Raw genomic sequence first — 13,949 nt, forward strand, 5'->3', positions numbered from 1 at the left:
GTGAAGGTGCGTGTCAGTACTGCCGGATCACATTCAGGAACGCATCGCCCCATGCCTCGAGCTTCTTGCCGCCGACGCCGGGAATGTCCGCCAGCGCGCTTCGCGTCGCCGGCTTGTCGCTCGCCATCGTGCGCAGCACCGCATCGTGGAAAATAACATAGGGCGGAACCCCGGCTTCGGCCGCCAGCTCGCGCCGCATCGCGCGCAACGCATCGAACAGCGGATCGCCAACCGGGTTCGGCGTGGCGCTTGCACCGCCGCGCGAAGCACGCTGCGTCCGTTTCACCGGCGGCTCGGCCATCAGCACCGCGGTCTCGCCCTTCATCATCGCGCGCGCCGCGGGGCCGAGCATCAGCCCGCCATGCTCGGTCGTGTCGAGCGCTTCGCGCGCCATCAGGCTGCGCACCAGCGGCTTGATCAGCCGCGCCTCTTCGCCCGCGACGATCCCGAACACCGACAATTTGTCGTGCCCGCGGCTCGCGATCCGCTCGTCGCTCCGTCCCGTCAGCACCGCCTCGATATGCCCCGCACCAAAGCTCTGCCCGGTGCGGTACACCGCCGACAGTAGCTTCTGCGCGAGCACGGTCGCATCGACCTGCGCCGCGGGTTCGAGGCAATTGTCGCAATTGCCGCAACGTTCGGGCGGGGTCTCGCCGAAATGCCGCAGCAGCAGCGCGCGGCGGCACTCGACCGTCTCGACCAGCGCCGCGAGGGCATTGAGCCGCACCCGTTCGCCCGGCACCCGCACCTCGGGCAGCTCCGAAAGCCGCATCCGCGCGCGCGCAAAATCGTCGGCGCCCCACAGCATCATCGCCTCGGCCGGATCGCCGTCGCGCCCCGCGCGCCCGGTCTCCTGATAATAGCTTTCGATCGATTTCGGCAGGCCCGCATGCGCGACGAAGCGCACATCGGGTTTGTCGATCCCCATGCCGAACGCGACCGTCGCGGTGACGATGCCGTCCTCCGACGCGACGAAATCATGCTGGACGCGCGCGCGAATTTCCGGGTCGAGCCCGGCGTGATACGCCGCGACGCGGCGCCCCGTCGCCGCCGCGATCTGCTCGGCGAGCCGCTCGGTGCCATTGCGCGTCGGGGCGTAGACGATCCCCGGCCCCGGATTCGCGGAGATGAAATCGACGAGCTGCTTCGCCGGGCTGATCCGCGGGCGGACGGCATAACGGATGTTCGGCCGGTCGAAGCCCGCGAGGATCAATCCGTCGGCGGAAATGCCGAGCTGGACGAGGATATCCTCGCGCGTGTGCTTATCGGCGGTCGCGGTCAGCGCGAGCCGGGGCACCGCCGGAAACGCATCGAGCAGCGGGCGCAGCAGGCGATAATCGGGGCGAAAATCATGCCCCCATTCCGAAACGCAATGCGCCTCGTCGATCGCGAACAGCGCCGGCGTCCGCGCCTCGAGCAAAGTGCGGAACCCTTCGCCCGTCGCGCGCTCGGGTGCCACATACAGCAGGTCGAGATTGCCGTCGCGATACGCCTGCCGCGTCTCGGCCCCATCGGCATCGACGCTGGTCAGGCTCGCGGCCCGGATCCCCGCCGCACGCGCGCCGCGCAGCTGGTCGTGCATCAGCGCGATCAGCGGCGACACGACGACGACGCAGCCGTTCAGCGCGACCGCGGGCAGTTGATAGGTCAGCGACTTGCCCGCCCCCGTCGGCATCACCGCCAGCGTGCGCTCACCCGCCATCACCCGATCGACAACCTCGCCCTGACGCCCGCGAAAGGCATCGAAACCGAAAGTGGATTTCAGGAGCGGGAGGAGAGCGTCGGCGGACATCGGGATGGGCGATAGGGAAGATGGTGGAGCGAGGGAAGCCCCGGACTCCTCCAATCCCGTCATTAGGCCAAAGTCAGCATCGCCCGCTCGGCCATCCGCGACGCGGTCACGCGCTCGGCCATCACGACATGGTCGGCGCCGCGGCGCACCAGATCGTCGACCTCCTCGTCCGAATGCGCGCGCGCCACGATCACCAGCTTCGGGTTGATCGCCCGCGCGCGCCGTACGATCGCCCCCGCCTCGACCCCCTCGGGGATCGCGATCAGCAGCGTCGACGCCGTGTCGATCCCCGCCTGCCGCAATATGCTTTCCTTCGTCGCGTCACCAACGATCACCGTCGCGCCGGCTTCGCGCGCCGCGGCGGCCATATCCTTCTGATCCTCGATCACCGTCAGCCCCTCGCCGCGCCCGCAGATCAGGCTGCCGATATGGCTGCCGACACGGCCATAGCCGATCAGCACGACGCCCGCATTGCACGGCGCGGGTACGTCTTCTTCCTCAGCCGGCGCGTCCTCGACCTGGGTTTTGCGAACATGCTTCATCGCCAGCGTGAAGAGGATCGGGTTGCACAGGATCGACAGCATCGACCCCGCGAGAATCAGGTCGCGCCCGGTTTCGGGCAGGACTTTCAGGCCCACTCCCAGCCCGGCGAGGATGAACGAAAATTCGCCGATCTGCGCCAGGCTGACCGACACCGTCAGCGCCGTCCCCGAATTGTGACCAAAGGCGCGGACGAGCGCATAGGCGGCCAGCGACTTGCCAAAAAGGATGATCGCGACCGTCGCGATCACCGGCCCCGGCTGCTCGATCAGCACCTTGGGATCGAACAACATGCCGACCGACACGAAGAACAGCACCGCAAACGCATCGCGCAGCGGCAGCGTCTCTTCCGCCGCGCGGCGCGACAGCTGCGTCTCGCCGAGGATCATGCCCGCAAAGAAGGCGCCAAGCGCAAACGACACATCGAAAATCACCGCCGCGCCGAACGCAACCCCCAGCGCGATCGCCAGCACCGCGAGCCGGAACAGCTCGCGCGATCCCGAATGCGCGACCCAGTGCAATACCCACGGCAACACCCGCCGCGCGATAATGAACATGAAGGCGACAAAGCCGACGACCTTGACCAGCACGATCGCCGCCGATTGCAGCAGACCCGCGCCGCCCCCCTCATCGCCGCGCGCGCCGAACATCGCGGGCAACAGCACCAGCGCGAGCACCATCACCAGATCTTCGACGATCAGCCAACCGACCGCGATCCGTCCCTTTTCGGTCTCGACCATGTCACGCGCCTGCAGCGCGCGCAGTAGCACGACGGTGCTCGCGACCGACAGCGCGAGCCCAAAGACCGCGCTGCCCTCGATCGACCAGCCGAGCCACAGCCCAAGCATCATGCCGAGCGCGGTCGCGACAGCGATCTGCAGGATAGCTCCCGGCACCGCGATCTTGCGGACCGACATCAGGTCTTTCAGCGAAAAATGCAGGCCCACTCCGAACATCAGCAGGATCACGCCGATCTCGGCAAGCTGGAGCGCGAGCCCGGTATCGGCGACGAAGCCCGGCGTGAACGGCCCGACCAGAATGCCCGCGAGCAGATAGCCCGCGATCGGCGAGATGCGGAGCCGGTGCGCAAGCGCGCCCATCAGGAATGCGACGCCAAGCCCGGCGACCACGGTGCCGATCAATGTCGTGTCGTGCGGCATGGGCTTTGCCTAGGGGGCGGGGGCGCGCGGGGTCAACCCAACACAATCTTTTTGGCAGCGATTGATGGCACTTCGCACGCCATTCGGGCGAAGGTTCGGTCAAACCCCCGCCCGAATGGCGATGCCGCGGCCTCAGCTCCGCGTGATCGAAGCCCCGCCATCGAGCAGCGACGCCGTGCCGGTAACGAAGCTTGCGTCGTCCGAAGCGAGATAAAGCACCGACTTGGCGATTTCGATCGGCTGCGCGACGCGCTTCAGCGCGTGCAGGTTCGTCACGAAATCCTGCTTTTCGGCGCTGTCGTTGACCGCCTCGAACATGTCGGTCGCGACCGCACCGGGGAGCACGGCATTGACGCGGACATTCTGGGGTCCGAACTCGGCGGCGAGCGCCTGCGTCAGCCCGATCAACCCGGACTTGCTCGCCGAATAGGCGGCACTGCCCGGGAAGGCGAAGCTGTAACCGACGAAGGTCGAGGTGAAGATCACCGAGCCGCCGCCATGTTTCACCATCTCGGCGATCTGGTGCTTCGCGCCGAGGAACGATCCGGTCAGGTTGACCGCGAGCGCATCGCTGAACCCCGCGCCCGACACCTCGGTGCTCGGCCCCGCTTCACCGAACACGCCGGCATTGTTGAACGCAATGTCGAGCCGGCCGTAATTGTCGACCGCGGCGCGCACCAGCGCCTCGTGAAAAGCCTCGTCGCGGACATCGCCGGCAACGGCGACGGCCTTGCCGCCCGCCGCGGTGATTTCGGCGACCAGCGCGTCGAGTTCGGCCTGGCGGCGTGCGCCGACGACGACCGACGCGCCCTCGGCGGCAAAGAGTTTCGCGGTTTCGCGGCCGATGCCCGAACTGGCGCCGGCGACGATTGCAACCTTGTTGAGCAGACGATCCATGATCTTTCTCCTGTTCGGCGGCGGGCCCGATGCCCGTCTCGATGAAAGGAAGATGGACCTGCGGCGATGTTCGGAATAGGCAGCAACTCTTGGTTCTATCATTCGGGATTACCGAACAATGATCCGCATCGAAGGCATCGCCGCATTTGTCGCCACGGTCGAGCAAGGCTCGATCAGCGGCGCCGCGCGCCAGCTCCGCCTCTCCAAATCGGTCGTCAGCGAACGTCTCGCCGAGCTCGAACGCTCGCTCGGCAGCGCGCTGCTCCACCGCACGACGCGCAAATTGAGCCTGACCGAGGACGGCACCGCCTTCCTGCCGCGCGCGCAGCGGATCACGCGCGACATAGCCGAAGCCGCCGCCGACATCGCCGAGCGCCGCGGCACCTTGTCGGGCCCGCTGCGCATCGCCGCGCCGGTGACCTTCGCGCGCCTCCACCTCGGCCCCGCGCTCTATCCGTTCCTGAAAAGCCATCCCGAGATCCAGCTAACGCTCGACCTCGACGACCGCCGCATCGACGTCGCATCGAGCGGCCATGACGCGATCATCCGCCACGGCATCATCGACGACACCCGCCTCGTCGCGTGGACGCTCGCCAAAAGCCACCGCCTGCTCACTGCGTCCGCGGCCTATCTGTCCGAGCATGGCACGCCCCAGACGCTCGAAGACCTCCGCCACCACCGCGGCATCTTCTACACCAACCGCGGCGCCGCCGACTGGCGTTTTCAGACGAGCAGCGGCCCGGTATCGGTACAGGCGCGCGCGATGTTCGGCGTCAACAACGGCGACATGATGCGCGACGCCGCAATCGCGGGCTTGGGGCTAGCGATGCTCCCGGCGTTTATCGCGGGACCGGCGGTCAAGGCGGGCGAGCTGGTGGCGGTGCCGCTCGACGTCGAACCCGACGAGGAATTTCTCTACATGGCGCACGCGCAGGGACGAAACCCGTCGGCGAAATTGCGGGCGCTGAGGGAGCATCTGCAAACCGCGTTCGGCAATCCGCCCCATTGGGACGCGCTCTAAGCGCCAACGGTCGCGCGTAACAGCATCGTCGCGTCAAACTTTTGGCCCGTTGTAACTTTCGCGCTACACCGTTCGAAGGTGGTTGGGACAACAGCCCTCGTCGCCATCCGGGCGTTCGATTGCAAGGATTCCAACGTGACCCAGTCTCGTCCATCCCGCCTGACCATCGCCGCGATTGCGGCGGCACCGCTGGCGCTGCTCGCCGGCTTCGCTTGGGCCGGCGGCTGGATCGGTCCACCGCGCACCGGCGGCAGCACGATCGCCGACGCTCTCGAATCCAATGCCGGCCAGCACCCCGGCTATCGCCGCGCCCATGCGAAGGGGCTCTGCTTCACCGGCGAATTCGAAGCGAACGGCAGGGCGTCGGATCTTTCGAAGGCACTCCTGCTCGCGCCGGGCCGCTATGCGGTGGTCGGCCGCTTCTCAACCGGCGGCGGCAACCCCTTCGCGACCGACGGCCGCAATGTCTTTCACGCGATGGCGTTGCAGTTGAAGGGCTCGGACGGCCAGATCTGGCGGATGGCGCTGGACCATACCCCGATCTTTCCGGTCGCGACCGCCGACGCATTTGTCGCGCTCCAGCGCGCGACGCGCCCGGACCCCGCGACCGGAAAGCCCGATCCCGCAGCGATGAAGGCCTATCTCGCCGACCATCCCGAAACCCGCGCCTATCAGGATTATCTCGCCGCCGCGCCCCTGCCCGACAGTTTCGCCAACGGCACCTATTACAGCATCAACGCCTTCCGCTTCATCGACCGCGCGGGGGCATCGCACCCGGTCCGTTGGGCGTTCGAACCCGAAGCCCCCTTTAGCGCGCTCGACAAGGCGGCGCTCGCCAGCCTGCCCACCGATTATCTGTTCGACGAAGTGCGCGGCCGGCTCGCCAAGGCACCGCTGCGCTGGCGCATGATCGTGACCGTCGCGGCGCCGGGCGATCCAACCGACAATGCGACGGTCATGTGGCCCGCCGGGCGCCGCCAGGTCGACGCCGGGACGCTGACCATCGCGCGCGCCGAGCCGGAGGAGAGCGGCGCCTGCCGTGACATCACCTTCGACCCGACGATCCTGCCTGACGGCGTCGCGCTGTCCGATGACCCGCTGCTCGCCGCGCGGTCGGCCGCTTACGCCGCATCGTTCCGGCGGCGCGCGGTCGAGACGCCGGGACCGAGCGCGGTCGGCAAGAAAATGATGCAGGGAGGACGTTGATGTTGCCCGACCGTTTCGCGCTCGCGATCCGCCTGCTCCACTGGACGATGGCGGCGCTCATCATCGCGATGCTGTTCATCGGCATCGCGATGGTCTCGACCGCCGGCCCTGCCTATAGCGCGCTGCTCGCGCTGCACCGCCCGCTCGGGATCGCGATCCTGCTGCTCGCGTGTATCCGGCTAGCGATCCGTATCGGCACGCCCGCGCCGCCGCTGCCCGACGACTTGCCGCGCGCACAGGCCAGAGTGGCGCGTGCGTCGCATATCCTCCTCTACCTCGCGATGATCGGGCTGCCGCTGATCGGCTGGGCGATGCTGTCGGCGGGCAGCTACCCGGTCCGCCTCGGCGCGGGATGGGTCCTGCCGCCGATCCTGCCGCCCGACGCGCTCGCCTTCGGCCTGCTCCGACAGCTCCATGCGCTCGCCGCCTTCGCGCTCTTCGCGCTCATCCTCGGCCATCTGACCGCCGCGCTGGTCCACGGCTTCGTCCGCCGCGACAACGTGCTTGCTACCATGGGTTTTGGACGGAAGGCCGCGCTTGAACCACCAATGGCCGACGCCAGCGAGAGTCGCGAAGAAGGCGAAACGGAAACGCCGACCGGCGAAGCCGAAACACCGACGACGGCCTAAACCGTCCCCTCTTCCTTCTCCGCCTGCTGCCTTGCCCACATATCGGCATACAGCCCCCGCATCGCGAGCAGCTGCTCATGCGTCCCCGTCTCGGCGACGCGCCCGTGATCGAGCACGATGATGCGGTCGGCGCCGGTCACCGTCGACAGCCGGTGCGCGATCACCAGCGTCGTTCTCCGCGCCGCAATGCGTTCGAGCGTGTCCTGGATCGCAGCCTCGGTGCGGCTGTCGAGCGCGCTTGTCGCTTCGTCGAGGATCAGCACCGGCGGGTTTTTCAGCAATGTCCGCGCGATCGCAACACGCTGTTTCTCGCCCCCCGACAGCTTCAGCCCGCGCTCGCCGACCTCGGTGTCGTAACCCTGCGGCAGGATGCCGATGAAGCCGTCGATCGCCGCGCCCTCGGCCGCCGCCGCAATCTCCTCGGCGCTCGCGCCCTCGCGGCCATAGGCGATATTATAGCCGATGCTGTCGTTGAACAGCACCGTGTCCTGCGGGACGATGCCGATCGCGCCGCGCAGACTTTTTTGCGTCACCTGCGAAATATCCTGATCGTCGATCAGCACACGCCCGCCCTGCGGATCATAGAAACGGAAGAGCAGCCGTGCGATCGTCGACTTGCCCGCCCCCGACGGCCCGACGATCGCCAGCGTCTCGCCCGCGCCCACGACAAAGCTCACGCCGTTCAAAATCGTGCGGTCGGGCTCATAACCGAAGACGACATTCTCGAACGCGACCGCGCCGCCGTTCACGACCAGCGGCCCCGCGTCCGGCGCATCGCTGATCTCGGACGGCGTGTCGATCAGGCGGAACATCGCCTCCATGTCGATCAGTCCCTGGCGGATCACGCGATAGACCATGCCGAGCATGTCGAGCGGGCGGAACAGCTGCGCGAGCAACGTGTTCACCAGCACCACGTCGCCGACCTGAAACTGCCCCTTCGACCAGCCCCACACGGTGTACGCCATCGCCCCCGCCAGCGCGGCGTTGGTGATCAGGCTCTGGCCCATGTTGAGCCACGCGAGGCTGTTCTCGCTCTTGACCGCCGCCTTGGCATATTGGTCGGCGACATCGCGGTATCGCGCTTCCTCGCGTCCCTCGGCGCCGAAATATTTGACCGTCTCATAATTCAGCAGGCTGTCGACACTGCGCCCGATCGTCAGCGTGTCGAGATCGTTCATCCGCGTGCGCAGCGCATTGCGCCAGTCGGTCACCTTGCGCGTGAAGATGATGTAGACGACGACCATCAAGGCGGTCGCGCTGGCGAGCCCGAAGCTGAACTTGGTCCAGAAGATGATCAGCACCGCGATTAGCTCGATGATCGTCGGCGCGATGTTGAACAGCAGGAAATAGAGCATCGTGTCGATGCTCTTCGTCCCGCGCTCGATCACCTTGGTGACCTCGCCCGTCCGCCGCGCGAGGTGAAAGCGCAGGCTCAGCGCATGAAGGTGGCTGAAGGTCGTGATCGCCAGTTCGCGCGTCGCATCCTGCCCGACGCGTTCGAACACGACGTTGCGCAGATTATCGAACAGCACCCCGGCGAAACGCGCGCCAGCATAGGCGAGCACCAATCCGATCGCGAGCGCGACGCCCTCTTCCATCCCCGGCGCCATCTTGTCGATCGCGGCGCCATAGAGGAAGCCCATCGACAGCTGGACGCCCTTCGACACGAGCACGATCAGCCCCGCAAGGCTTATGCGGACCTTGTGCTCGGTCTGCCCCGCCGGCCACAGATAGGGCAGGAATCGTTTCAGCGTCGCAAGGACGGGCGGTTCGCGCGAAGCGTCGGCGGAGGTGGAGGTATCAGGCGGCATGCGCGCCCCATGTAGGGGTGATGGGCCGTGCTAACAACGCTTGCTGTTCCCCGGCGAAAGCCGGGGCCCATGACGCCCTCCGTCGGGCTCGCCGGGAACCAATTATCGCGGCTCGCGATACCCCGCGTGGCGCATGATGCGATCGATCAATCGCCGTTCTTCGTTGCTGGGGCCGGTCACGACCGGCTCGGGCGGCTCCTGACGGCGGCCGAACACCGGACGCCGGGTCGGAACGATGGGGGAGAAGCGCATGGGGGCTCGCTTTCATTGCGCGGCGTCGCCCCCCGGCACCGCTATGGATCTGGTCCCGCGCCCTTGGTGAAGGCGCGTGATTGCAGGTCCGTTAAAAGCGGTGGTTACTGCTTTCTTTCCGGTACCGTAAAGGTGCCGGTCACGCGCCCGCCGGTGCCGCCCTGCACCGGATTGCCGTCGGGACCGCGCGCCGCGCCGCGACCGTCGACCGTTGCGCGCCCGCTGTTGAGGTCGATGACAAGCCGTCCGCCGCGCAGATTGTTGCCACGCTGGCGCAGCTCGACATTGCCGACCATGGTGATCAGCCGCCGGTCGAGATCATAGATCGCGACATTGCCCTTCGCCGTCTCGTCGCCCTTCACCACCGTCACGCCGCCGGTGGCGTCGAGCCGGTTCACGTCGGTGCCGCCCGATCGCGTATAGGCGACCGTCATCCGCGGGGCGGTAACGGTCAGCCCCGCCTGCGTCACGCGGACATTGCCTTCGAGCACGACGCGGTCGGCGCGATCCTGCACCTCGATGCTGCCCGCGGCGAAATCGACCGGCGCGCCGCTGTTATGATTGGCGAGCGCCTGCGCCTGCGCGGTGTCACCGCCGGTGCCGGCCGACAGCAGCGCGAGACTGGTCAGTGCAAAGCCCGCGCCGGCTAGCATCACGCTCTTCATCGGCGATCCGCGGTTCATTTGAGCACTCCCTGATTGATCCGCAGCCGCGCATTGCCCTGCAGGCGAACGATCCGCCGGTCGAGATCGGCGGACAGCTGGTTGGCCGAAAACTGACCGATGTTCAGACTTCCATTGACGCCGCCCTGCCCGGCGAGGCTGCGCGTCTTGAGGTCGACCGCGACATTGTTCGCGTCGATCCGATACCCGTTCGCGCTCTTGACCTGCACCAGCCCCGGCACCGCGATCTTTTCGGTATCCATATTATAGGCGCTGTTCCTGGCGACGATCGTTGCCGGGCCGTCGTCGAGACGAATGGCGCCCGACAGGTCGGTCATCCGTACAATCGGTTCGGCGGAGCTTTTCTGCACCGCGCTTCCCGCGAGCAGCGCAAAAGGCTGCCCCTTGGCGTCCTGACCACGATATTCGGCGCGCGTCACCTTCATCCGCTCGCTCGCCATGTCGACCTTGTCCTTCGACAGCAGGAAGCTGATTTCGGCGCGCTGGGTGAAAGGCGAAAAAACGAGCACCGCCGCGACGACGCCGATGACGAGCGGCAGACCATAGCGCAGGATGCGCACGACGCGGTCGTGGCTCGACCCGCTGGTCGCCCACATACGGCGCATCGTGCGGTCAAGATCGGCGCGTTCGGACATGCTCTAGCGAATCGCCTTTTCAGCTATGCGCGAAAATATCGACCTCGGGCCAGCCCGCGAGGTCGAGCGCCGCGCGCGTCGGCAGGAAATCGAAACAGGCCTGCGCCAGCTCGGTGCGGCCTTCACGCGCCAGCCGCACGTCGAGAATCGTCTTCATCGCGTGCAGAAAGCGCACATCGCTCGCCGCATAGTCGCGCTGCGCATCGCTGAGTTCGGCAGCGCCCCAGTCGCTCGATTGCTGCTGTTTCGACACGTCCTGACCCAGCAATTCGCGAACCAGTTCCTTCAGCCCGTGGCGGTCGGTATAGGTGCGGATCAGCTTGGAGGCGATCTTGGTGCAATAGACGGGCGCCGTCACGACGCCGAGCGCCTGCTGCAACGCCGCAATGTCGAACCGCGCAAAGTGAAATAATTTCAATCGGTTGGTGTCGGTCAATATCGCCTTCAGCACCGGCGCGTCATAGGCGCTGCCGGGTTTGAAGCGGACGAGATGCTCGTCGCCCGATCCGTCGCTGATCTGGACGAGGCACAATCGGTCGCGGAGCGGATTCAGCCCCATCGTCTCGGTATCGATCGCAACCGCGCCCGGACCCAGTACGCCTTCGGGCAAATCTTCTTCATGGAAATGGACAGTCATAAAGCCCGCCTTAGGCGAAGCGGCCGTGCCGCTCAATGACTGGTTTTCGCGTGGCTGGGCTGTCCGCCGCAGGGCTGCGGCAAAGCGCACTTTATTCTGAAGGCGCGCCTGAATTTTCCGTTCGCAGAGCGCGTTCATTTACGCTATATATTGCGCCGTTAGAGGCACGGGGCGAGTCTGTGCCCATGGTGAATTGCGTCCCCGTCCGGCGCAGGCACCGATCGAATGGGGTATGGACGAACCGAAAGCGACTATTAGACAATGAGTTTCAACAAGGATCGCCGCGGCCAGCGGGGGCGCGGCAAGCGCGATGATTTCGGCAATTTCGACAGCTTCGAACCTGCACCCTATGGCGGCGACAGCTATGGCGGCGGCAATCGTGGTGGTGGCTTCGGCGATCGCGGCGGCTTCGGTGGCGGTGATCGTCCCGGCGGCGGCTTCGGCGGTGGTGACCGCGGCGGTGGCTTCGGCGGCGGCGACCGCGGTGGCGGCGGCGGCTTCGGTGGCGGACGTGGCGGCGGCATGCCGGCGCAGGTCGTCGGCGAAGGCAATGGCACAGTGAAATTCTTCAACGCAGCCAAGGGCTTCGGCTTCGTCGCACGCGACGATGGCGGCGAAGACGTGTTCGTGCACATCAGCGCGGTCGAGCAGGCAGGCCTCCAGGGTCTCGCTTCGGGCCAGCCGCTGGGCTTCACGCTCGTTGAACGCAACGGCAAGGTTTCGGCGATCGATATCAAGATCGAAGGCGAGCCGATGCCGATCGAAGACAGCGCCCCGCGCGCACGCGACGATCGCGGTGCACCCGGCGGCGCAGCCCCGGGCGGCGCCCGCGGCCGTCGTCAGCTGACCGGTGAACGCACTTCGGGCACTGTCAAATTCTTCAACACGACGAAGGGCTTCGGCTTTATCGCGCGCGACGACGGACAGGCCGATGCCTTCGTCCACATCAGCGCGGTGCAGCGCGCCGGCATGGCGGGCCTCGACGAAGGCGACCGCGTCGCGTTCGACATCGAAGTCGACGACCGCGGCAAGTTTGCCGCGGTGAACATCCAGCCGCATCAGGACTGATCGGCCGGACAGAAAACGAAAAGGGCGGCTCTCGGGCCGCCCTTTTTGTTTGGAGACAGTTCCCCTCCCGCAAGCGGGAGGGGAACTCAGGCTCAATACCCCAGCGTGGCCTCCAAAAACCAGATTCGCTGCTGCGTCTCGTCGGCCCAGCCGTCGACCAGCCCGCTCGTCGCGATGTCGCCATCGGCTTCGGCAGCGGCCTTCACCTCTTTCAACTGACCCAGCAGGGTTTTATTGTCGCCCGCAAGCGTGCGGATCATCGCCTCGGCATCGACCCCCGCGCTGTCGTCGTCGCGGATCGACGCACGGCGGCTCACGTCGCCGATCGAACGCAGCGTCGGCGCGCCATTCTTGCGCACGCGCTCGGCGATCAGGTCGGTGGTCGCGAAAATCTGCGCAGCCTGTTCGTCGAACAGCAGGTGCAGCTCGCGAAAATGCGGCCCCTGGACGTGCCAATGATAATTTTTCGTCTTCAGATAGAGCGCGAAGCTGTCGGCGAGCAGCGCGTTGAGCGCATCGGCGACGGCGGGAGCGTTGTCGGTTTTTTCGGACATGGGAGCATCCTTTCGGTTGATCCTGCCCATATAGCGATCCGGCATGTCGCTTTCCCATTGAACCTTTGGGTGAGCTTGATCGATAAAAACGATGAAGCCTATTCCTAATAGCCAGTCAGCCGATCAATCCGAATGCACCCAGCGCCGTGCGCACGCCCCAGACGATCAGGATCGCGGCCGCTACCCAGCGCAAATTTCGCGCCGCGCGCCGCTCGGCGAGCGCTGGACCAAAGGCAAGAAACGGCAGCATCGACAGCGTCCAGCCGACCAGCCCGCCCGCTGCGGCCCACTGCCCCGCGCCGCTGGTCGCCGCGAGCGCCCCGATCAGGAAATGGCTGCGATCGCCGAACTGGCTGGCCAGCATCCTGCCGGCCAGCATCACAGTCGGCACGTCGTCGATGCTCGAATCGGGGCGGAGTCTCATGCGCCAGAGCAGCGCGACCGCCGCCGACAGCATCGCGAGCGCGACGAGCAATGCCGCCACGCCCTGCCCGATCATTCCGTTCGCGACCGCCCCCGCGACCGCGGCGATGACGGCGTTGACGATAAAGGCTCCGAAGGCGATGACGACCGTTGCGCGCCGGTCGCTGCGTGCGCTGACCAGCCGCGACAGCGCAATTCCGCTGCGCCCATCGGCATTAGCCAGCAGCACCGCCACCAGCGCAAGCATGATTGCATCCATGAGGTCGGGTCTGGATTGTCAGGCGTTGGGCGTCAATGCCCCAGCCGGACGGCGACCGAAGCCAGCCACGCCTCGTGCACGGCGGCGGGCAGCGGCCCTTGCGGCGCACCCGCGGCGTCGCTCATCGCATCAAGATAGGTCAGGATCGCCGCGCGATAGCCGCCGCCCGCAACCGCCGATTCGAGCCGGCTCGCGAGCGTTTCGACCGCGGCAAAGCCGTTGTCGCGCGCCAGGCAGCGGATATCGTCGATCCCCTGCACGATCTGCGCGAGCGCGCAGTGCGGCAGCGCTTCGGCGAGTGCACCGATCTGGCCGGTAATCCGGTTCTGCATGTCGAGATATGGGTCGGTCTGGTTTCGCATCTTACCCCCCTGTCGTCATG

General features: G+C 66.5%; 15 protein-coding genes. 4 read left to right on the top strand and 11 right to left on the bottom strand.

Annotated features, from left to right (window positions below):
• Positions 1-13: 13 nt before the first annotated feature.
• From recQ to AC3A43_RS18845, 3 genes are all read right to left on the bottom strand, one after another.
• On the bottom strand, positions 14-1,792 hold the full coding sequence (recQ, locus tag AC3A43_RS18835; RefSeq protein ID WP_487794093.1) for a DNA helicase RecQ: 1,779 nt from the start codon (positions 1,790-1,792) through the stop codon (positions 14-16).
• Between the two features lie 62 nt (positions 1,793-1,854).
• Complete coding sequence (locus AC3A43_RS18840) at positions 1,855-3,492, bottom strand: cation:proton antiporter domain-containing protein (RefSeq protein ID WP_487794094.1); 1,638 nt, start codon at positions 3,490-3,492, stop codon at positions 1,855-1,857.
• A 132-nt stretch (positions 3,493-3,624) separates the two neighbouring features.
• A complete protein-coding gene (locus AC3A43_RS18845) occupies positions 3,625-4,389 on the bottom strand; it encodes an SDR family oxidoreductase (RefSeq protein WP_487794095.1) in 765 nt (254 codons plus the stop codon).
• A gap of 118 nt (positions 4,390-4,507) precedes the next feature.
• On the opposite strand from AC3A43_RS18845, the gene AC3A43_RS18850 reads away from it, so the two are divergent.
• From AC3A43_RS18850 to AC3A43_RS18860, 3 genes are all read left to right on the top strand, one after another.
• Complete coding sequence (locus tag AC3A43_RS18850; protein WP_487794096.1) at positions 4,508-5,410, top strand: LysR family transcriptional regulator; 903 nt, start codon at positions 4,508-4,510, stop codon at positions 5,408-5,410.
• A 135-nt stretch (positions 5,411-5,545) separates the two neighbouring features.
• Positions 5,546-6,616: a catalase family peroxidase gene (locus AC3A43_RS18855; protein WP_487794097.1), complete on the top strand. Its 1,071-nt coding sequence runs from the start codon at positions 5,546-5,548 to the stop codon at positions 6,614-6,616.
• Positions 6,616-7,245 carry a cytochrome b gene (locus AC3A43_RS18860; protein WP_487794098.1) on the top strand — a complete coding sequence of 210 codons (630 nt, stop codon included), beginning with the start codon at positions 6,616-6,618 and terminating at the stop codon, positions 7,243-7,245. The genes AC3A43_RS18855 and AC3A43_RS18860 overlap by 1 nt, the downstream gene beginning before the upstream one ends.
• On the opposite strand, the gene AC3A43_RS18865 is transcribed toward AC3A43_RS18860, so the two are convergent.
• The 5 genes from AC3A43_RS18865 to AC3A43_RS18885 form a co-directional block, all read right to left on the bottom strand.
• A complete protein-coding gene (locus AC3A43_RS18865) occupies positions 7,242-9,056 on the bottom strand; it encodes an ABCB family ABC transporter ATP-binding protein/permease (protein ID WP_487794099.1) in 1,815 nt (604 codons plus the stop codon). The two genes, AC3A43_RS18860 and AC3A43_RS18865, sit on opposite strands and share 4 nt — an antisense overlap.
• A gap of 102 nt (positions 9,057-9,158) precedes the next feature.
• Positions 9,159-9,308, bottom strand: coding sequence for a hypothetical protein (locus AC3A43_RS18870; RefSeq protein WP_487794100.1), 150 nt, complete (start codon positions 9,306-9,308; stop codon positions 9,159-9,161).
• A gap of 104 nt (positions 9,309-9,412) precedes the next feature.
• On the bottom strand, positions 9,413-9,973 hold the full coding sequence (locus AC3A43_RS18875) for an LptA/OstA family protein (protein ID WP_487794299.1): 561 nt from the start codon (positions 9,971-9,973) through the stop codon (positions 9,413-9,415).
• A 14-nt stretch (positions 9,974-9,987) separates the two neighbouring features.
• Complete coding sequence (gene lptC / locus AC3A43_RS18880; protein ID WP_487794101.1) at positions 9,988-10,626, bottom strand: LPS export ABC transporter periplasmic protein LptC; 639 nt, start codon at positions 10,624-10,626, stop codon at positions 9,988-9,990.
• A gap of 19 nt (positions 10,627-10,645) precedes the next feature.
• Positions 10,646-11,263 carry a ribonuclease D gene (locus AC3A43_RS18885; RefSeq protein WP_487794102.1) on the bottom strand — a complete coding sequence of 206 codons (618 nt, stop codon included), beginning with the start codon at positions 11,261-11,263 and terminating at the stop codon, positions 10,646-10,648.
• Positions 11,264-11,524: 261 nt separating this feature from the next.
• Between AC3A43_RS18885 and AC3A43_RS18890 the strand changes: the two genes are divergently transcribed.
• Positions 11,525-12,331, top strand: a complete 807-nt coding sequence (locus AC3A43_RS18890) for a cold-shock protein (RefSeq protein ID WP_487794103.1) — start codon at positions 11,525-11,527, stop codon at positions 12,329-12,331.
• A 92-nt stretch (positions 12,332-12,423) separates the two neighbouring features.
• Here AC3A43_RS18890 and AC3A43_RS18895 read toward each other — a convergent pair whose 3' ends face one another.
• The 3 genes from AC3A43_RS18895 to AC3A43_RS18905 form a co-directional block, all read right to left on the bottom strand.
• Complete coding sequence (locus AC3A43_RS18895; protein WP_487794104.1) at positions 12,424-12,885, bottom strand: Dps family protein; 462 nt, start codon at positions 12,883-12,885, stop codon at positions 12,424-12,426.
• Between the two features lie 115 nt (positions 12,886-13,000).
• On the bottom strand, positions 13,001-13,555 hold the full coding sequence (locus AC3A43_RS18900; protein WP_487794105.1) for a hypothetical protein: 555 nt from the start codon (positions 13,553-13,555) through the stop codon (positions 13,001-13,003).
• 44 nt (positions 13,556-13,599) lie between these two features.
• Positions 13,600-13,929: a hypothetical protein gene (locus tag AC3A43_RS18905; RefSeq protein WP_487794106.1), complete on the bottom strand. Its 330-nt coding sequence runs from the start codon at positions 13,927-13,929 to the stop codon at positions 13,600-13,602.
• Positions 13,930-13,949: the final 20 nt, after the last annotated feature.

It is taken from the genome of Sphingopyxis sp. Soil_C_28, from assembly GCF_057657055.1.